This window comes from Bacillus sp. RC51 (assembly GCF_044908115.1).
Taxonomy (GTDB): domain Bacteria; phylum Bacillota; class Bacilli; order Bacillales; family Bacillaceae_G; genus Bacillus_A; species Bacillus_A mycoides.
Genome location: NZ_JBIYCW010000024.1, coordinates 1 through 21,129 on the forward strand (window position 1 = coordinate 1; position 21,129 = coordinate 21,129).

A 21,129-nucleotide genomic window follows, 5' to 3' on the forward strand; every position below is an offset into this window, starting at 1 on the left:
TCTTTGAGCTGAAATAACTAATTGTCTTAGTGGATTAATAATAGATCTAAGAATGAAGAAAATTATAATTCCACCTAATAATAAAGAAGCTCCTATTATAGCAAATGTTTTATAAAAAATAGGATTAGTAGCTTCTTCAATTTCTTTCGTAGGCATTACACCAGCTATTTTCCAACCTGTTTTTTTATTTGTCTTAAAGCTTATGTTTCGATCCTCACCATTAAGGCTATACGTAATCTCTCCATCTTCTTTCTTATAAAGTTCATCTGCTAAAGATTTATCTAATTTTTCACCAGGTTTTAATGTTGGATGAACAACTATAGTTTTATCTTGACCCACTATAGCTACAAAACCTTGCTTTCCTATCTTTATCATTTTAGATGTTTTTACGATATCATCAATATTTAAGTCCATACCAATGACACCACTTTTATCTGCATTTTGTTTGGCAATCGCTATTACCATATTTCCTGTAGCTTTTGATTTATACGGAGATGAAACAATAATTTCTCCATTCGCTTTTTCTGCATCCTTATACCAACTACTTTCTAACGGATTAAATCCTTCTGGTATTTCTCCAACAGGCGCATGAATAAATTGATTGTTACTGGATGCGGAATAAATTGTTTCTATCTCTGGATGTAACTGTATATATTGTTCAAATTTACTCTGCACATTTTGTAATTGATCAGGATTATAATTGCCTTGTGTGAGTAATTTTGCAAAATAAGTTACATCTATATATTTGTTTTCTAATTCATCATCAACAATCTTATCTAAAATACTTACATTATCTTTTGCTGTTTGTAGAATTGTTTCATTAAGATCTGTTTTCGCCTCATCATAAGATGTTATTCCTACAATAAGACTAGGTATAATTAATATTGTAATAAATGCCATAGACAACTTCGTTTTTAGCTTTATTTGTTCCAATCTTTTTTTTATATTAAACACGATTTTCTTCTCCTTTTCATTCTTACAACTCATATTATTTATTTAAATGTTTACTCCTTTATCTTTTTCTACAATTATTTATGGTATCATTTGAAATGAAATTACTACTACATCCTTTTACATGCATCTTCAGAGATAGCAATTTAGCTTTCACAAGCGGAGTTTTATTTATCCCCCCTTTCAAGTATGTTATTTTTCTATTTTAAGCAAATATAAAAATAAGAATTATTCCAAATAAACCGTATTAAATATATACTTCACTCTATTAAAATGGTTTTTAGTTTTGATTGGATAAAAGGTTTAATTTAGGCCTAATTAAATTGTATGAAATCCTTACCATAAGAAATTCTCTAAAACTTAACTAAGTGAATATATCCCCTGGATAATTCTACTTAATGGCTTTTTAAACCACTCTAACTGCTTCACTTCATTCATACATCTATTTACTACAGCCGCTTGTTGTTTTGTTGGATTACTGAACCATAAATTCTAAATAGAAGAATACAATAAATTGGAGGACTATATTGTAACATGTATACATAAGTTTTAAATATTAAAATCAAAAAATATATAAATTTTTCATTATACGTATCTCCATATATTACAAATAATTTAGTATGAATTTTAATTTGCTACCATCTATATAGAAAAATACTAGCATTAGAATATATAACCGCAGGAACCAATATGTATTTTGGAGAATGGAACACATCGCTATCAAGCTAAGGTTTTGAAGTACCCCCTAAACGAAAATTTTCCTTCTCTACAGGTAGCTACTTTGAGAAGTCAGTTCATTTTTTTCGTTTTTGGGGCGTTTATTTTTCTTAAGTTGATGGGCATGGCCTCACCATATCCAAAAAAGAAAATTGTACGTTTATACACAAAATTAACACGTTTCGATTAGTTCCCTGTACGTTAAAGAATTAGTTTGTATAATTGAGGAGATGTATAAGACAGGTGTAAATGTAGGGGAATCCAATATTTTCTATTCAAATATGATAGAATAGAAAGAAATCTAAAACGGAGGAAAAACAACTGAACTCAAACACAAAACAGTTTATTTATGATATCCAGCAAAGAAAGAACAATTATATGTAAGATATATTAAAAGCAATACAACACCCTAAAAAAGAGCAAGCTGAACAGGTCATTCAAAATATAGTAGAGAAGATGGATATGATGATTAGGTTAGTTACTGCTTACATGACTATTGAATCAGAATCTATGAAAGAATTAAAAGAACTTCAGGAAGACATTATTCATGCTAAAGCATATATTCAAGAACGAAAATTTGAAGAAACACAGAGATAAAACCCTGTGTTTTTATTTGTTGGTCTATGACAACAATCTGTTATGAATCAAATTAGATGTAAAAGGTGCTGAAAAGAGCTTAAACTTATATACGCTTAGCTTAATAGCAATGTGGCGTGATCCCTATTATCTTGCTTTTATTTTTGCTTATTGCCTTTATTCGGATCATATAATACCATTTGAACTTAAAAAATATCACTGTCCGTGAAACCTAAAACATTCATTTCTTCTTTCAATGAACGCCATGGTTCTATTTTAATGAATTTCGTAATTTTGTCCCTTAGCACGCATGCAGATAATATGCTTCTTCTTTCTTTTTCAAAATCCCCCCTACTGCAAGATAATAAACCATATAGCTATATAAAAATTATATAATTACTAAGTGCATTATGAAGTAATATGTGTTAGTTAGGTGGTTCATACTTTACTTTATTTCTTCTCTTTATACTCTTTAATTATAGATTCCAACGAAATAAACAAAGACGAAGTCTTCAATCAGACCTCGTCTTTTCGTCGTATAACGTATTACAAAAATTATTAGCGGCTTCATAAAATTCAATTGTAATTTCCTCACCGTTTTATGTGTTAAGAAACTTTACAACAGAACCGTTTCTAGTTTATCAGAAATCTTTTGGCTGCACCAAACCGAAAGATTTCTCCCACCTATCGTTGGGCTATCCCCCTGTACACGCTTGAGGAAAGAGAATTTTTTCGGATAATGTGTTAAAATTTAATTTCAAAATGAATCCAAATTATCACCATTAGAGGCAATAACATTTTTATACCATGCAAAACTTTTTTTTCTATAACGTTTTAGGGTTCCATTTCCATCATTATCCTTATCTACATAGATGAATCCATAACGCTTTTTCATTTCTGCTGTTGATGCACTTACTAAATCAATTGGTCCCCATGTAGTATAACCTAATAAATCGACTCCATCAGTGATGGCCTCTTTCATTTCTGTAATATGAGATTTCAAATAATTAATTCGATAATCATCATGTACTGTACCTTCTGTATTTAGTACATCTATTGCTCCAAAACCATTTTCAACAATGAATAGAGGTATTTGGTATCGATCATATAACAAATTCAAGGCTATGCGTAAACCTTTTGGATCAATTTCCCATCCCCAATTTGAGACCTTTAGGTATGGGTTTTTAACACCACCAACCTGTAAGTTACCGGCAGAAGTTTCATATTTATCAGGAGATGCAGATGCCGTACCGCTATTATAGTAGCTAAAACCTAGGTAATCTACTTTATGGGATGAGAGAATTTCCTCATCACCAGGTTCCATTGTGATTTGTATTTGATTTTCAGCGAAATATTTTTCAGTATATGACGGATAATATCCTCGAACTTGAACATCAGTAAAGAATACTGTTTCACGATCTAACATCATAGCTTTCCATACATCTTCAGGATTACAAGTATGTGGATAAGTTGGCGCATAGGCAAGCATGCAACCTATCTTACTATTCTTTATCGTTTCATGACCTGCTTTTACAGCTAAAGCGCTTGCGATAAATTGATGATGAGCCGATTGATACTGTATATTTTGCTTATGATCCCCTTCTTTAAACTCGAGTCCCCCACCAGTAAAAGGAGCATGAATTACAAAATTAATTTCATTAAACGTCAACCAATATTTCACGTGTTTATAGCGTTCAAATAAATTAGTGGCAAAATTTAAATAAAAATCAATAAGTTTACGATTTCGCCATCCTCCATATTTTCTCACTAAATTGAGAGGCATTTCATAATGAGATATTGTTACGATAGGCTCAATGTGGTATTTTTTCAATTCGGCAAATACTTGGTCATAGAAAGCTAATCCTTCTATACTTGGTTGAGACTCATCACCATTTGGAAAAATCCGAGTCCATGCTATACTCATACGGAAGCATTTAAATCCCATTTCTGCAAAGAGAGCAATATCTTGTTTATAGTTATGATAATAGTCAATTGCAGTATGATAAGGGCAATCTCCATTTAATAAGAAATTTGGTGGGCTAAAGACACCATTTGGTAGTACATCTGCTGTAGAAAGACCCTTTCCACCTTCTTTATAAGCCCCTTCAATTTGATTCGCTGCTGTTGCTCCACCCCATAAAAAATTTTCAGGAAACGGTTTAGTGAATGGTTTCATATTTAATACCCCCTATTTAACTATTGTTAATAAATTAGCATTAGTTGAGACGGATTGATTCGTCGTTTGAATAATATCTAGAAATTGATTGCTATTTGTCACAATAATAGGTGTCGTTGTTTCATATCCAGCTTCTTTAATTTTATCAATTTCAAATTGAATTAAAGATTGCCCCATCGACACTGAATCTCCTGTTTCTACAAGCTTAGTGTAATACTTTCCATCTAATTGAACAGTATCAATTCCTACATGAATTAAAATCTCGATTCCATCATCTGAGGTAATTCCCACTGCATGTCCAGTTGGAAACATAGTAGTCACAGTCCCGTTTACTGGGGAAATCACCTCACCCTTATTAGGATCAATGGCTATACCTTTACCCATTGCTTCGGATGAAAATACTTGATCGTTTACTTGTGATAATGGGATGACTTGTCCAGATAATGGACTGTTAATTATTTGTTTGTTTAATACTTTTTTCGTGTTATTAGGATTACTCAGCTGCTTAGGTTCCCCTTCCATCTTTCCCTTATGTTTTGAAGGTTTATCTTCATATCCAAAGAAATAAGTAAGCAGTGTAGCTCCACCAACTGTAAGTAAGATCATGAAAAAGTAAGGTAACCATGGAGTGGTAGAACCACCTAGTGTAAAAATACTATGCAGCATAAACGCTTTCGCTTCGGCTTTAAATGACCCAATAAATGCGCCTCCGATAGCACCAACAATAATGACGTAAGCTAGGGTACGTTTATGAGTTAAAATTAAGCCATAAATAATTGGTTCTGTTACACCAGAAAGTAAACCAGTAATTGTAGTAGATCCTGCTAGAGATTTTAGTTTTTTGTCTTTCGTTTTCAGGAAAATTCCTAAAGCGATTCCCATTTGTGCAAATGTACTTGCTGCCCACATTGGATCTATTGGATCTCCACCATTCGTTAAGTTTTCGATACTCATTGGAATGAGTGCCCAATGAAGTCCAAAGACAACTAGAATAATCATTGTACCTCCAATCACTGCACCAGTCAGTAATCCACTGTGTTCGCTTAAAAAGTTAATACTAGAGGTAATCATTTTCCCTACATAAATTCCGAATGGACCAAACACTAGTACTGTTAATGGAACTATAATAATCAATGAAATCATTGGAGAAAGAAATAATTGTAAATCTTTATGGATAACTTTTTTTAGGAACTTCTCCAATTGTGCATAAATAAGTACAGCAATAAAGGATGGAACGATACTTGAAGAATAATCCATTAATAGGACAGGAATTCCCAAGAATGAAGTTGTATCTCCATTGCTCATTAGACTAGTAAAATTCGGTTCTAATAATGAAGCTCCAATAATTCCACCCATATATCCATTAGCACCAAGTTTAATAGCAAGAGTAATACCAATCATAACAGGTAAAAAGTATAAAATAGCATTTCCTGCTGCTGCTAGGATTCCATACGTACCACTTCTTTCAGAAAGAACACCAAACATAACTAATACTGCTAATATCGCCTTTAACATCCCAGCTCCAGCAAGTGGTGCTAAGAGCGGTGTAAACGTACCAGAGATTAATTCGAAAATCATTGCTGTGAGCTTTACCTTTTCTTTTGGTTGATTATTTGATTGAACAGATCCACTATTAAAGTTTCCTACTTGAACTAAATCATTGTACACATCTGCAACATTTGAACCAATTACAATTTGAATTTGTCCTGTACTCTCAACAACACTAAGTACCCCTTCTAAATGTTCTAACTTTTCTTTGTCTAAAAGCGTTTTATTATTTAGTTGGAAGCGAAGACGCGTAGCGCAATGGACAACGCTTTTGACATTCTCCTTTCCTCCGATTCCTTGTATAATCTTTTTTGATAATTTTTCATATTTCATTCTACACACTCCTTTATTATTAAAAATTATTATATATATCAAGATAGCCTGAATTTCCTTAGAGATTTGTACTCAAAAGCTTAACCCCTTGGACACAAAAAGAGGAAATTGGAGAAACAAAAGGTTTCTTCTAAGAGAATTTCTTGGTTTTTGATTAGATAAGGATCAATGCTATAAAATGTAGCATCAGAAATATAAAAAACCTGAGTTGAAATTATGTATATACATAAGCTTCAACTCAGGTTTTGCCTGCCAAACAGTCACAATCCTGTAAATTAATCATTTTAATTTTATTTTCTTTGAGTAACACGGTTTATATGAATAACAAAATAAGTAATCTCATTTTTTGTAAGTTTTTGATTGTAGTTAGATTTTAAAAGTGCCATTATCTTCTTTGCACAACCGTAAGCTTCCGGATAACTTTCCTTAACTTGTTGAAATAATAAGCTATCTTCTTCTACTATTTGTTCATTACGAGAGAGACGATAAGCAAAATACCTTAAATGTGTAACAAAACGATTATAGTTCAGAGATTTTTCATCTAATTTGATTCCAAAATAGTAGTTTACAATTTTTAAAATTTCTCCTACTATTTTTGTTACCATAATGGTTTCTTCCATTACTATATTATCTTGTTGTGCATTAATTACATGCAAGGCAATGGAACCAGCTTCTTCTTCTGGTAGTTCAAATCCAGTATGTTCTTTAATTATTGTAAGAGCTGTTAAACTAACATTATACTCTTCTGGATAAAACTTTTTTATTTCCCAAAATAAAGGATTCCTAATAATTTGACCTTGTTGAAATCGATTAATTGCGAAGTTAATATGATCAGTTAAGGTAAGATAAATATTATCACTAATTGAGTTAGAAATTTGTTTCTTTATATATTCCACAATTTGGGTAGTAAGCTCGAAGTGTTCCGTAGGAATCTCATTAATTAATTGTAATAATTTATTCGATACTTGACTTTCCTTCTCTAGCACAAATACTTTATCCACTATGGATTCATCAATATATTCACCTACTTTTTTTTGAAAAGCAATTCCTTTACCCATGACAATCATTTCTGTTCCAGTTCGGTTTACCAAAGCAACATTATTATTAAAAACTTTTTTTATGAGCATATATCATCACCTTATTAGGTTTTTAGATATTGATTGCTCAGCAGCAGCTACATACTTTAGAGTATAAAAAAACCTAAATTAATTAGAATCCAGTATTTCAAAATCTGGTTTCACCATAATTTAGGTTTTGCCTGCCGAACAGTCACAATCCATTTGAAGTTTTATACCCTGATTATAGCCAACTATGTTAGCGTTTTCAATAAGTTTTTATAATTACATATTATTTCCTGTTTTTTTAGCTAGTTTGACAGTACATGTTGACCATAAGGTTCGTAGCATAAATTGAATACGAATCATAGCTAGCAATACTTCACTATGCTTTGATTTGAACTACTCACCACTTCAAACAGTCCGCGAGGATGTTAAGTGGTGAGTAGTTCAAAGAACCTTACCCTTATTAAAAAACTTTACAATAAAACCTTAATTTGTAATAGCGTATATTTTCACTGTAAATTTGCTAGTTGCGCCACTTGGGTTTGCAATATAGTATTTAGAATTTGTATATGCTTCAGTCTTAGATCCATTCGAAATGTTTCCCCAACGAACAGAATCCGTCCCCAGAGAAACATCGATCATAACATTGAAGGAAATAGTAGATGCATTATCTTTTTCTGTAGGCTCGATAACCCATTTTAACCCCTTTGTTCCTATAGGTAAATTATTAATGCTAAAGTTTTGACTTGATCGATTTTTTTGTCCAGATAATGGATTCGATTCAGAAGAAATTTGGGAAATTAATATTTCTTTTTCACTTGAGTCTATCCCATTTAATCTGATAATACTATCTATTAAACCTGGTCCAGGAAAATCAGCAGCAATAATACCAGAATGCTTAATACCACCTTGTTGTATGAAATCAGTTCCAAGTGTATTCATTCCCCCATAAAATACTTGTCCATTTATGTCTCGAGGGAAATCTCTCCATTCATTTGTTACATTTTTTTGAATCAGTTTTGGATTACTATTAGTATTTCTGCTCTCTTTTCCACTTGCAACAAACCAAGGGTAACAATTATTCAATAATGCTGCTGCACCACCCGTGCCACTAAAATGGTTGAGATAGATCTTACCATTGTTAAAGTTATTATTTGCATTTAGAAGATGGGTTTTCACCGCATTCCATTTCTCATACATTCCGTCTGGTCCAGTGCCAACTTCAAACTTATCTTGGGTATTCAAAGATTCATAATTAATACCATATTCTTGAGATGCCGAGAAATTTTGTAATATTACAATTTTCCCTCGAACATCTCCTAAATTAGGATTATTTTTTTCTGAGGATGGTACAGAATTCGGATCCCAAAAATAGGAAGCATTACGGTCTTTATAATTTTTAAATATTTCCTCGAATGATAGCGAGCCACTTTCAGGATCAGTATCTTCCTTTAAACGCATTAAAATAGTTTCTTTAGGATTATCTCTTAGAAATTGAATTGTCTCTTTTAATACATCTTCAAACATTGCTTTTTGATTTACAATTCCATGGTGCATCGCAAAAGAATCTTTTACACGTTTAACACGCATGTCTACATAACGAATTCCTGCATTGAATTGTTGAGATAGGGTCATTGTTTGATTTCTTGTCAAATTTTCATCAATAAAACTTGCCCCATGTAAAGCCATTGAACCATGAGTCCCCGGGATAGATACTTCGCTTATTCTTTTTGTATCTTCTAGTTTTGACATCCATGTTGGATTTTGATAGCCTATATTGGATTCATAGGAATAACCTGGATGACTATCAGCAAATACTGTAGAAGTCGTACATAAACTTGCAAGTGTAAAACAAGTAAGGATTCCACTTTTTAAGATGTTTTTCATTTTTATTTTCTTCATTATATCTCTCCTAATTTTTAATAGATTCGTCTCATAAAATAAGGTACGTTTTTTTACAATATACATTGCTTCTTTTCCCAGAATAATGAGATTTTCTGCTTAAAAATATTTTTTGATAGCGGTCTGTTACTTGAAATTTTGAAGGGCCATAGCAGTTCATCCAACAACCATCAGATTCATGCATATACAAATTTCATAGAGCCGAACCATAGACATGTAAAGACACCATTCTTCATCATACTTCACGGATCTTAAAAAGAATCGAAGCCACTCATTTTTTATACAAACAAAACAGAAGTCTTAAACAAGACTCCTATTTTGTGACATATAATGATAGACAAGATGGTTAACAAATTAAGAAAATATAACAGGTGTGTTAATACATGGTTTATATTTATTTAAAAGCTTTTTATAAAAAGGATGCTTACGAAAAATGGGCTTCTGCAAAACTAAACAATAACTTATTTCCCCTTCAATTTCTACTCATTAAAAGTTAAACTAACTACAGTGGCAATAGATTGTGCTGCTTGTTCCCAGCTTCCATCTATAACTTTTCCAAGCTGTTGACCAAGTGAGTTTAAATCGTTTGGATTAACTGGGATTCCATTATACGCAGCAAGAATTGATAAAAGCGGAGCCACAAATGGTGTAAAACCACCCCTATCAATATTAAATACAGGCTTATCTATCACCTTTCCATCTTGTACTGTAAACTCATAATAAAATTGATCATCTGGGCGAAAACTTAAATGATGAGAAATTTGTCCCTTAACATATTTCTTCCCTCCACCTAGATTTACTACTTCTATTTCTTTTACATTAAATTCATGCTCAAATACTTTTATTTTTTTGACTTCGGGACCATGTAAAGCAGCATTAACAGCTGTTTCCAAATTATTCTGTGCAAACGGTTGAATACTAATTTGTGACTCTTTTTGTTGAATAGGTGCTTCTTTTTCTGCAGCAAATACCGATGTAGTAGGTAATGCACCTGTAGCTAAAGTAGCTGCAAGCGCTGTTGTCATGATCATCTTACTCTTCATTTTCATAGTTTTCTTCCCCCTTTAAGTTATGATATATAACCTTTTAAATACTGACACCGTACATTGTATTTATCACAATATACGCCAAAGATTATTATAAGAATACCGATAATTAATGTCAGAAAATTAAAATGAATTATATATGTATTTACAATAATATCTATCTACACATACTTTCGCAATTTTCAGATAAATGATTAGATAATAGCCTTTTATAAGATAGTTTATCATCTTAAATCTTTATATATACTCTATAAACATAGTAAAATCATATTGCTAATACTATAATTGAAGCGAAAAATCATATTAAAGTTAATAAATTAACACAAATTTTCATATTTATTTTTAGGTTCTGTTACAAACCTTCTTAACAGATAAAAGATGAGAGGGTTTACAAGGTGAGTATCTTAAATTCATAAGTTATTATCTAACTGCTGGTGTTCACCATCCAATGAAACCAGTAACTACATCAAAAAAAGTGCTCCTAGATTTATCTAGGAGCACTTTTTTAGGAAATACTCTTCTCTCCATGCTTGCTAATCCTTTCATAACAGCCATGTTTGACAACTTGACGAATTTCTATTAATTCATTTTCTTGAATTTGGAGTATTTCTGAAACATCTACAACAATTGTATTTGTTAGAACATTTACCACATATCCAGTTAATTTTAAGGAAGGATTGTCACGATAAGGAAATTGGACATAATCCCCTATTTTTACTGTAATTATTTTTTCCATATAAAAACCTCCCGAGTGTATTTTATATTTATAGTTCATTAGATCTGTTCCATATTCCTTCTCAATATATCCAGGTTACAATAAATATATTAGTCTAAAGACTACCCACATCCTCAATCGTATTCAAAGGAGAAAAAGACGTGTTAAATAGGATTACATTACAAGAACAAGTAGAGAAAAGAAAGCAAAGGTTCCTAATATTAGTAGAACAATACAGCTATACCCATTCTATTTTCCTAGCCCCTAGCTACGAATTGGTTAAATGAGTTTATAAACTCATTTGTTCCCATCATACCTAATAGATATATGCTTCATATGGTTCTCACATCTATCAAGCATACTCAACTATTACTTTTCTCTAGTAAAGTAATAGGAACATCTATGTCCCCATTGACTTCAAACTGAGTTCCCCTCCTTTTCAAATACTATTTCAATAATTGGGATTACAGTAATTTTATATAATTTTTTCATCTACTTTTTGTAGCAATGCTCCTATAAGAAATGCTACTTTGCTTGTTCATATTATTTTATAAAAAGTATTTTTCAGGCCAATTATTTTCATAAATTGAACCCCAATGATTTCACTATTTTGGATAAGTTTCTTCTATAGAAAAATTAAATTTGATATGAAAGATTGGAATACCTTCGCATTATATTTATTTTTTCATTATAATATTCAAGCGAAGTAGGCAAAATGCAACATAATAATTTATCAGACGGAGAGAGAATAATATATGTACCCAAAATTCATTGACAAAATAGCGCTTTCGAAAGCTCATAAAGATTTATTAATTAAACTGTATAATAAAGAAATTTCAAGAAGTGAGTATAATCGGTTGGTAGATACGTTTTATCGGCCACAACAGAAAGAAACTATGAAGTAAGTGTTTATGTAAAAATAAGGAATCGCATATAAAGTAAAATTACATCAAGAACACTTCAAAACCTATATTCCAAGTAACCATTAAAAAATAAAACTTTCAGGTACCATGGCGGATCGACAGAATCAAAGCGTTGCCAGATGTACAAAAAACAATTATGAGCGGTGAAGAAATTCAAAATAATATCAACTTTTGCTGTTTTACCGCCTATATGATGTTATTAATTTAAAAAAAGAAGAAAATGATTACAAAATTTTAACTATTTCATTAAAATATAACGATATTTTTAGTGCGCTATCACAAGCTAGCAAAATTAAATCCCACCTGAAATGAAAAAATACGCTATTCTTTCTGTAGAATCATAGGAAAGGATGGCGTATTTTTGAGTGAATTTATTTCAAATAGCATTTCAAGTAAAATAAGGATTTTTTTATTTTTATTTTTCTGTATTTTCTAATTCCATATGTTATAATGAAAAAAACTTAAATTTCGACATTTTTCGTCAAAAAAGGAGAGTACTCTATGAAACAATCGTTAACTTTTAAAGAAACAATCCCTATTGGACTTATGCTGTTTGCAATATTTTTCGGTGCAGGTAATATGATATTTCCTCCATTATTAGGATATTCATCTGGAACGAATATTTGGATATCAATTTCAGGATTTGTTGTGAGTAGCATTGGACTTCCATTATTAGCCATCGCTGCTATTTCCCTTTTTGGTGGAAATGTTAGTACCCTTGCTAGTAGGATTCACCCCGCCTGTGGTGTTATTATCCCTCTTATCATTTATTTAGCAATCGGCCCTTTTTTCGCCATTCCTCGTACAGGCACTGTTTCATATGAAATGGCAGTTGCCCCCTTTTTAAGTACCACCATGCAAAATCAATGGTATATATTACTCCTATATACTTTTGTATATTTCGGTATAACGTTTTTACTATCTTTAAATCCCTCTAAATTGGTAGATAGAATTGGAAAATATTTAACCCCGCTGTTACTAATCATGATTAGTATTATTATTGTTAAAGCAATTTCTTCACCAGTTGGATCTATTTCAACACCCTCTGATTCATATCAGGAATCTCCTTTTTTCAAAGGATTTATTGAAGGGTTTTTAACAATGGATGCCCTTGCTGCTCTCGTATTTGGAATTATCGTAATTAACGCTATAAAAGAAAAAGGTGTTACAAATAAAAAATCCATTGCTAAATCTACTATAGTAGCAGGTCTTATAGCCGCACTTGGATTATCTATCATATATATATCACTTGCTTATATTGGAGCTACTTCTCAAACATTTGGCACATTTGAAAACGGAAGTGTGTTATTAACAAATGTAGTACAACATTTATTTGGTCAATATGGTCTTTCCTTATTAGGAATCACAATGTTATTTGCATGTTTAACTACATCTGTAGGACTCGTTTCAGCATGTGGGAGATTTTTCACAACACTATTTCCAAAGATTTCTTATAACAAAATCATTTTAATTATTTGCTTATTTAGCTTTGGGGTATCAAACCTTGGTTTGTCTATGCTAATTAAACTTTCCCTACCTATCCTAATTGTTATCTATCCTGTAGCAATTGTGCTAATTATCCTCGCTTTTTTTGATCGGTTTATAAAAGATAAGCAGGCTGTCTATGTTGGATCAGTTTTAGGAGCATTACTGATTAGTATAGTACAAGGATTAGAAACAGCAGAACTTGCTAGTGACTCGTTGCTTACTTTCATGCAATACGTTCCTCTATACAATGAAGGAATGGGATGGATTTTAATAGCCTTACTTGGTAGTTTGATTGGTTTGATGATTTCAGGAAGAACTAAACAATGTTCTACTACCTAAAATCATTAAGGCAATTGTAATCATTGGAACAATGTAACTCTAAAGGGGCGTCTGATTCGTGTACAAAAAGAAAATATATAAACGAAAATAGTATCGGGATTGAATTTTTCCTGGTAATAACATTATGGTAGCTTCTTTGAACTCCCCCCACTTAACACTCTTACGAGATGTTTGAAGTGGGGGATTCCTGCGAACATCGATATATCCACCAGTTATCTTAGCAGGCTCTTCCCGTAGTTCCTACGGGAAGAACTGTAGTGTCTTGTACGTTGACTCATCACGCTTCCTACTTTAGCTTGGTTTTCGCAACTTCGGCAAGCGTGGGACGATGGAACGTTGAAGATTTTACGATTGCAACGATTTTTCTGCAACCAACCTCATATCTTCAGTTTTCAACGAGCAATCTGTACAAGTATATGGTAGCAAACGTTTTGACTTACGCCATCCGACATTTATTTCCCACCTACCTGCTGGTGCTATCACACCTTCACACAAATTGAGGAGGAAGTGTTCTGTCGGAAAAAGATAAAATAATCTTTGCACATCATGTTTCCGCTTATTTTCTTTGTCATACTGAATCCACGTCTTTTTAGATAAATATATTCATTAGAATAAGGAGGAGTAAGCATATGGATTTTATTAAAGATGTAATCACTCCCATCCACAAATTCATTGGAATTACAAATGAATTTTTATGGGGTTACATCCTAATTGCTCTTTTAATTGGGGTTGGATGCTATTTTACAATTCAAACAAGGTTTGTACAATTTCGCTATGTTGGTGAAATGATTCGCTTACTTAGTGATGGTGCAAGTTCCTCAACTCGTAAAGCACAAAAAGAAAAAAATGGAGTTTCTTCTTTTCAAGCATTTTGCATGAGTACAGCTTCTCGCGTTGGTACAGGAAATCTAGCTGGTGTCGCCATTGCGATTTCCACCGGCGGACCCGGTGCAATATTTTGGATGTGGCTTATCGCAATAATTGGAGGAGCTTCTGCATTTGTTGAAAGTACACTTGCTCAAATATACAAAGTAAAAGATGGAAATAAATTTCGAGGCGGTCCAGCTTACTATATGGAAAAAGGATTAAATAAACGCTGGATGGGAGTTATTTTCTCAATTTTAATTACAGTTTGCTTTGGTCTTGTGTTTAATGCTGTTCAAGCGAATACGGTTACGCTAGCATTTGAAAACGCATTCAACCTAGAGCCTACAATTGTCGGCTGTATACTAGTAGGTTTGATAGCACTAATCATTTTTGGAGGCGTAAAACGGATTGCTCGTGTCGCAGAAATGATTGTACCATTTATGGCGATTCTTTATGTTGGTGTTGCACTATTTGTGGTTATTACAAATATTACGCAAGTTCCTATTTTATTCAAAGAAATTTTGCTGCATGCTTTTGGTATTAAGGAAGTTGTAGGCGGAGGGCTTGGTGCTGCGATTCTTCTAGGAGTAAAGCGTGGTTTATTTTCAAATGAAGCTGGCATGGGAAGTGCGCCAAACGCAGCTGCGACTGCCAATGTTACACATCCTGTTAAACAAGGATTTATTCAAACGCTTGGTGTTTTTACGGATACACTAATAATTTGTAGTTGTACTGCATTTATGATCCTTCTATCCGATATGCACAATGCTACAGACCTGAATGGGATTCAATTAACACAAGAAGCATTAAAAACTCATATTGGACCATGGGCACCTACCTTTGTAGCAATAGCTATTTTTCTATTTGCCTTTAGTTCTCTCGTTGGGAACTATTATTATGGGGAAACAAACATTGAGTTCTTAAGTGGTAGTAAGACATTATTACTGATATATCGTATTTCGGTAATTGGTATGGTAATGCTAGGTTCTATAGCAACGGTTAAAATTGTGTGGGATATTGCAGATTTATTCATGGGGATTATGGCCATTTTCAACCTAATTGCAATCATCCTCCTTGGAAAATATGCTTTCTCCGCCCTCAAAGATTATATAAGGCAAAAGAAAGCCGGAAAAGATCCGATTTTCTATGCAACTAATATTCCTAATTTAAATAATACTGAATGCTGGAACAGCGAAAGCACCCAAGAAAAGATTGGATAACAAAAATCTTTTCTTAAATACAGAGGAGTCAATTTTTAGAATACCGAAGATGCACCTTTATTCAGGTCGTTTATTAAATACAGATTATATGAACACAACTAAAAAGTTGTGGAAATAGGAGATTATGAACTTGCACGTTTATAATATTTCAGACAATATCTATCCATTTCACCAAAAATTTTATTAACCTTCAGATGAATTAGAGAGAATACATTTAATAAAAAGGAAAAGGACGTATTAGTTATGCACTGTATTCAAACAAATAACCTAGAACAATTACTAGAGCAAGTACAATCATATACAAAAAAAGGGAAACTGGCTACTTATATCCCAGAACTAAGAAATGCAAATCCAGATGATTTAGGGATTGCAATTTATCATAAAGAAACAGATTATATCCATGCTGGGAACTCCCAAACGCTTTTTACCCTTCAAAGTATTTCAAAAGTAATTACGCTTGCACTTGCACTTTTAGAGCGTGGCGAAGAGTCTGTATTTTCTAAAGTTGGAATGGAGCCAACTGGTGACCCTTTTAATTCTATTATAAAACTAGAAACAGCTAACCCTTCTAAACCACTCAATCCAATGATTAACGCAGGAGCACTAGCGATTACAAGTATACTAACAGGGGATAGTAATGATGAGAAGATGGAACGGATTCTTTCCTTTGTGCGTGATATTACGGACAATCCTACGATTAATTACTCTTCAAAAGTAGCCGGCTCTGAATTAGAAACAGCTTACTTGAATCGTTCTCTTTGCTACTATATGAAACAAAATAACATTATCAATGGCGATGTAGAGGCGTTAATGGACTTATACACACGTCAATGCGCAATTGAGGTAAACTGCATTGATTTAGCACGGATTGGTTTGATTTTTGCAATGGATGGATATGATCCATATAGAAAAAAACAAATCGTTCCGGAACATATAACAAAAATTTGTAAAACATTTATGGTCACATGCGGCATGTACAACGAATCTGGTGAATTTGCAATTCGCGTCGGAATACCCGCCAAGAGTGGGGTTGCCGGTGGGATATTCGGATGCGTAAAAGGAGAAATGGGAATTGGTATTTTTGGACCCGCTCTAGATGCTAATGGAAATAGTATAGCTGGTTTTAAAATACTAGAACTACTTTCCGCACAAGAAGGCTGGAGTATGTTTTAACGAATTCCCCGAAAGAATTCTCCTTCCTCAAGCGTTGGACATCTAGGGGTGGAACACCCCGAAGTAAAGCTCAGGGAGACGAAAGGTTACTTTCGTCGTGGAACTAAGAAGCTCCCTCTTCAAACTTTGCTAAGTGGTGAGTAGTTCACATTCATAAGTTATTATCTAACTGCTGGTGTTCACCATCCAATAAAACCAGTAACTACATCCAAAAAAGTGCTCCTAGATTTATCTAGGAGCACTTTTTTAGGAAATACTCTTCTCTCCATGCTTTGCCTCACACCCAAAAATAAGGGAGCAGATTCTACTCTATAGGTTGACTGTGAATTTGTCGATTCATGGTAACCCAAGTGATTGTAAACAATATCATTAATAGCATTACAATGATATATAATCCGGTTTGAGGTATCATGGTACCAATCATTACGCCCATCAATAAGAGGGTTGGAATTTGAATAGTCTTAAGTTTTTATTTTCATACATCTAAAGAATCCACGATACCTCTATAAAAGTGAATTCATTACTCAAAAACCTCCCTAAACAACTCATGTACTGCTTTACCTTGATGAAAACGAATTTCCTCTACGTTTTCATGTAATACAATATTTCCGTCTTTTTAAAAAGATTACCTCATCAAATGTATTTTCGATTTCTTCTATTAAATAATTTTTTACACCATAACACAAAAAAGACATGAGTCTATACTTCTCAATGACTCATGTCTTTTCTTTTTAAAGTTTATTCTACCGTTTTTATTAAAAGCAAATACTTCTACTTTGTGCTACTATATCGAAACACATACTTTATTTTATAAAAAGTATTATTTTAATTTTGTCAATTCCCAACATTGAGCATCTGTACCATTGTCTGGCCATTGTTGAATATTAGCACCATTGTTTTGTATACTACTCTTCAGATCAAGTAATTGACCGCTATGCTTAGCTATCAATTTAAGCGTTCCATCCGAATTTTTTTCGATTTTCCATTTTTGATTATCTCCACCAATGTCTTCCCATTGTTCTACATTCGCACCATCACTGTTTGAAGCTCCGGACACAGTAAGCAATTTCCCACTATGAACTGCTTTGATTTTATAATACCCATCTGCCATCTTCTCTAGTTCCCATTTTTGATGATCTCCGTCGTTATAATCCCATTGTTGGACGTTTACACCATTATCCATTGAGGCGCTACATATATCTAATACTTTTTGACTTCCTTTATTTTTGATGATATAGACACCACTGTAGTCAATCCCTTCAATACCATCGCAACAAAGTATTTTTGCTTTTTGCAATGTATCTTGTTGCAATTTTTCGTCTAAAATTATTTTTGTTAGTTTGTGGGTCAACTGTTCATTCTCATTGAGTAATTCTTCTGCACTCTGCTTCCCTTCGTTGAAGGCCCGAATTGCATCTTGTATTTTTAATTTTTCTGCTACGATTACTCCTGCAGCCGCTAACTCAGCTTCTCCAATACCTGTCACGATTTTCTTCTGTGCTTCTTTACAATTGCTTTCGTGAATAGCTGTCACTTCATTCGTCATTTCTACTTTACGATAAATTTGTCCATCAGGAATAAGCTTATATTTATAATCAACTTTTGCTTTGTTTGTCACTTTCTTAGGCACTGGGTTATCAATCAACACTTGGAAGGTGACTCTTGTCGTCGTCCCGGGCTCTACCGTACCAATATTCACGCCACTTTCTATATTGCCTGAGAGAGGGCGCCCATCTATCTGTAAACTGCCTGGAACCAACTTCGTTCCATTTGGAACTTGATCCTCAATTACGACATCGGTCAGTTGTGTATCACCTGTATTAGCAACTTCAATGGTATAGGTTACAATGTTACCTGCCTTGACATAAACTGACATGTCTTGCCGTTTCACTACCTCTACCTCTACTTTTCGAATGACCGTAATGGCTTCATTACTATCTGCTGTACCTGAAGAGACCGGTAAGCCTGGGGCACTTTGGAAATCATACACGACAGTAGCTTTATTCACCGCTCTATTGTCTGGTGGCACTTTTAATACTAAGGCTTGAAAGGTAACTTCCGTCGGGCCTTCGATAGATATGGAACCAATGTCTACTCCTTTTGTCGGATCTCCACCAGGTATAGGAACGCCATCGATCTGTAAGCTGCCTTCAACAAACTTTAATTCTGGTGGAAGAGTGTCTTTTAAAATAGTTTTTTGTGCTTCGGTCATTCCACTGTTTTCAATTAATAGAGTGTAAGTAAGGATTTCACCCACGATAGCTGCTTCTTTATCTACTTCTTTATTAATTTTGATTTCTGGACTATTCACATCAATTTGGACACCCAGACCTGTCACTATATAACCATCTGATTTCGAAGTCAGTTGAACTAATGCCTCCGTTTGTGAATTCTCCATAGCTGTAGAAGCGTCCACATTGGTAATATCCCAATTATAACGAACTGCTGGTCCGGCACTTCCTGGTATGACATTTACATTCCCATAGGTACCACTCGTATCTAGATTCCCTGCATCATCATTAATTTGTGAAGCAAAGAAGTTGTCAATCGGATTATTGGGACCTGAAATGGGCTTTAAAGAAGAGGCATCTTTTCCAAAAAGTAACTGATCTCCTGGAATCTTTGAATCTCCTTCCATTGCGGTTAGCAACAATCTTGCTTTGACATCACCAAGTTCAGGCGTAGAGAAGCCAGAAATTTTCTGGCTTACTGATCCCGTTTTCTCAATCGATGCAGTTCCGACATGAATGTTCATATTTCGAAGAGGCAATGTAGGATCTTTATAAACCACAGATAAAGTCCATCCCCCCACGTTGTTCCCTTTATATCTTTGTACTGTCGCTGGTACACCACTGACAGTATAATTACCAGCCCCACCTGCATCTATAAAACTAGTAACATTGGCAGAGCGAACATAAAATATTTGGTTCGCCTGAGCTACTTGCTGACTCGTAGTCGGATCTGGCGTAATGAGGGTGCTCCCTTTTGGTGAGATTAACGTTATGGTCCGATCTATTTCACTCGTCACATCCTCGGTACTCGTTTTTGTTGATCCACCCCAAATTAGCTCTGCATATAATACTATGCTTCCCGTTGGTAAGCGAAGCTGTGCAGCAGAAGCATTTTCTTTCCAATCCAGTGTGGTACCTGTAGGATATCCTGGTACCTGCTTAGACAAATCTAATGTGATAAATGCACCAATATCTGTATAACTGATATTGGTATTACTTAGACCCAGTGTGTTGCCAGTAAAAGTAACCGCTCCGTTAGTCGTGGTTGAATATCGCTGAATAAACGCCATGATTCTCACCCTTTCTCTATTTATCTATTCCTATCCCTACTTACAACCACAACATAGGTCTTTAACTTGATCTAACTTTTTCTTCAACTCTTTTTCCAGATTAGCAATTTGCTGAACTGCTTCCTTTGCACTCTTGTTAATTGCTAGCAAATCCGTCACTTTAATCCGGCCACCTCGGAATGAATTAATTGCTGCTTGAATCTTTTCGCCTTCCATGTAAAGAATCATGGCTAGACTTTTTTCCTCTTGTGCGATGGAATGAATGATTAAGTCACGTGACCATTCACAGGTTGTTCGTCCTGCTGGCACATTGGTTTGTACTTCGTTACTGACCGCATCTACATAACCACCTGAATACTGAGAGCCCATGTAAGCTTTATTCCTAATCACTCCACTAGAATGAGGTTTAATCACTTCAACTTTAAATGTAATGATGATAGGCCCTTCAATGGATAGTCTATCAAGTACAATCGTTTTCGTTGGATCTTCACCAGGTTTTGATTCACCGTCAATTTCCACACTATTCGGGACAAACTGCACCTCTTCTGATAGAAAATCCTTAAAATGACAATTAGTAACATCAATTAGACTATCATTGGAAATGGTAAACGTATATGTTAGAATATCTCCTACCACCGCATCAATTTTGTCTACTTCCTTTTCTATACTCACTTTCGGAAAATTAGACATGTGCCTCTCCCTTTCTTTTCTGTAATTCATACCTTATTAGTGATGAATCAGATTCCCTATTTTTCAAAAGCATCTGAGGGAAAGTAAGACATCCTCTTCTTCT

At 33.8% G+C, this 21,129-nt stretch carries 12 protein-coding genes and 2 pseudogenes; 4 read left to right on the forward strand and 10 right to left on the reverse strand.

What is annotated here, in order from left to right:
* Nucleotides 1-954 (reverse strand): cache domain-containing protein (locus tag ABH959_RS27975; protein ID WP_404493446.1); only part of this gene is annotated, 954 nt, incomplete at its 3' end.
* 1,035 nt (nt 955-1,989) lie between these two features.
* Between ABH959_RS27975 and ABH959_RS27980 the strand changes: the two are divergent.
* Nucleotides 1,990-2,265: pseudogene (locus tag ABH959_RS27980) on the forward strand (hypothetical protein).
* 736 nt (nt 2,266-3,001) lie between these two features.
* On the opposite strand, the gene ABH959_RS27985 reads toward ABH959_RS27980, so the two are convergent.
* The 6 genes from ABH959_RS27985 to ABH959_RS28010 all read right to left on the reverse strand — a co-directional run bounded on the left by ABH959_RS27985 (nt 3,002) and on the right by ABH959_RS28010 (nt 11,046).
* Nucleotides 3,002-4,420 (reverse strand): 6-phospho-beta-glucosidase, encoded by a 1,419-nt coding sequence (locus ABH959_RS27985; RefSeq protein WP_113938460.1) that lies wholly within the window; start codon nt 4,418-4,420, stop codon nt 3,002-3,004.
* Nucleotides 4,421-4,432: 12 nt separating this feature from the next.
* Complete coding sequence (locus tag ABH959_RS27990) at nt 4,433-6,301, reverse strand: beta-glucoside-specific PTS transporter subunit IIABC (protein ID WP_113938461.1); 1,869 nt, start codon at nt 6,299-6,301, stop codon at nt 4,433-4,435.
* Between the two features lie 290 nt (nt 6,302-6,591).
* Entirely contained in the window at nt 6,592-7,428 is an 837-nt protein-coding gene (licT, locus tag ABH959_RS27995; protein WP_033707505.1) for a BglG family transcription antiterminator LicT, read from the reverse strand.
* 420 nt (nt 7,429-7,848) lie between these two features.
* Nucleotides 7,849-9,264 carry a phosphatidylinositol-specific phospholipase C gene (locus ABH959_RS28000; protein ID WP_404493449.1) on the reverse strand — a complete coding sequence of 472 codons (1,416 nt, stop codon included), beginning with the start codon at nt 9,262-9,264 and terminating at the stop codon, nt 7,849-7,851.
* Nucleotides 9,265-9,743: 479 nt separating this feature from the next.
* On the reverse strand, nt 9,744-10,313 hold the full coding sequence (locus ABH959_RS28005) for a hypothetical protein (protein WP_002016969.1): 570 nt from the start codon (nt 10,311-10,313) through the stop codon (nt 9,744-9,746).
* A 502-nt stretch (nt 10,314-10,815) separates the two neighbouring features.
* The gene (locus tag ABH959_RS28010) at nt 10,816-11,046 is read right to left on the reverse strand and encodes a DUF2187 domain-containing protein (RefSeq protein ID WP_404493451.1); all 231 of its coding nucleotides are present in this window, start codon (nt 11,044-11,046) and stop codon (nt 10,816-10,818) included.
* Nucleotides 11,047-12,449: 1,403 nt separating this feature from the next.
* Here ABH959_RS28010 and brnQ point away from each other — a divergent pair.
* The 3 genes from brnQ (at nt 12,450) to glsA (ending at nt 17,035) form a co-directional block, all read left to right on the forward strand.
* Nucleotides 12,450-13,775 carry a branched-chain amino acid transport system II carrier protein gene (gene brnQ / locus ABH959_RS28015; protein ID WP_404493453.1) on the forward strand — a complete coding sequence of 442 codons (1,326 nt, stop codon included), beginning with the start codon at nt 12,450-12,452 and terminating at the stop codon, nt 13,773-13,775.
* 629 nt (nt 13,776-14,404) lie between these two features.
* Nucleotides 14,405-15,862: an alanine/glycine:cation symporter family protein gene (locus tag ABH959_RS28020; protein ID WP_002166563.1), complete on the forward strand. Its 1,458-nt coding sequence runs from the start codon at nt 14,405-14,407 to the stop codon at nt 15,860-15,862.
* 243 nt (nt 15,863-16,105) lie between these two features.
* Nucleotides 16,106-17,035, forward strand: coding sequence for a glutaminase A (gene glsA / locus ABH959_RS28025; RefSeq protein ID WP_002016963.1), 930 nt, complete (start codon nt 16,106-16,108; stop codon nt 17,033-17,035).
* A 520-nt stretch (nt 17,036-17,555) separates the two neighbouring features.
* Here glsA and ABH959_RS28030 read toward each other — a convergent pair.
* The 3 genes and pseudogenes from ABH959_RS28030 to ABH959_RS28040 form a co-directional block, all read right to left on the reverse strand.
* Nucleotides 17,556-17,697: pseudogene (locus tag ABH959_RS28030) on the reverse strand (ABC transporter ATP-binding protein); the annotation flags it as partial.
* 158 nt (nt 17,698-17,855) lie between these two features.
* Nucleotides 17,856-20,336, reverse strand: a complete 2,481-nt coding sequence (locus tag ABH959_RS28035) for an RICIN domain-containing protein (protein ID WP_201039808.1) — start codon at nt 20,334-20,336, stop codon at nt 17,856-17,858.
* A gap of 36 nt (nt 20,337-20,372) precedes the next feature.
* Nucleotides 20,373-21,026: a DUF11 domain-containing protein gene (locus ABH959_RS28040; RefSeq protein ID WP_113938464.1), complete on the reverse strand. Its 654-nt coding sequence runs from the start codon at nt 21,024-21,026 to the stop codon at nt 20,373-20,375.
* Between the last annotated feature and the right edge of the window lie 103 nt (nt 21,027-21,129).

Coding starts and splice junctions, on each gene's coding strand:
- ABH959_RS27985 (WP_113938460.1), bottom strand. CDS start 4,420: ATGAAACCATTCACTAAACCGTTTCCTGAAAATTTTTTATGGGGTGGA.
- ABH959_RS27990 (WP_113938461.1), bottom strand. CDS start 6,301: ATGAAATATGAAAAATTATCAAAAAAGATTATACAAGGAATCGGAGGA.
- licT (WP_033707505.1), bottom strand. CDS start 7,428: ATGCTCATAAAAAAAGTTTTTAATAATAATGTTGCTTTGGTAAACCGA.
- ABH959_RS28000 (WP_404493449.1), bottom strand. CDS start 9,264: ATGAAGAAAATAAAAATGAAAAACATCTTAAAAAGTGGAATCCTTACT.
- ABH959_RS28005 (WP_002016969.1), bottom strand. CDS start 10,313: ATGAAAATGAAGAGTAAGATGATCATGACAACAGCGCTTGCAGCTACT.
- ABH959_RS28010 (WP_404493451.1), bottom strand. CDS start 11,046: ATGGAAAAAATAATTACAGTAAAAATAGGGGATTATGTCCAATTTCCT.
- brnQ (WP_404493453.1), top strand. CDS start 12,450: ATGAAACAATCGTTAACTTTTAAAGAAACAATCCCTATTGGACTTATG.
- ABH959_RS28020 (WP_002166563.1), top strand. CDS start 14,405: ATGGATTTTATTAAAGATGTAATCACTCCCATCCACAAATTCATTGGA.
- glsA (WP_002016963.1), top strand. CDS start 16,106: ATGCACTGTATTCAAACAAATAACCTAGAACAATTACTAGAGCAAGTA.
- ABH959_RS28035 (WP_201039808.1), bottom strand. CDS start 20,336: ATGGCGTTTATTCAGCGATATTCAACCACGACTAACGGAGCGGTTACT.
- ABH959_RS28040 (WP_113938464.1), bottom strand. CDS start 21,026: ATGTCTAATTTTCCGAAAGTGAGTATAGAAAAGGAAGTAGACAAAATT.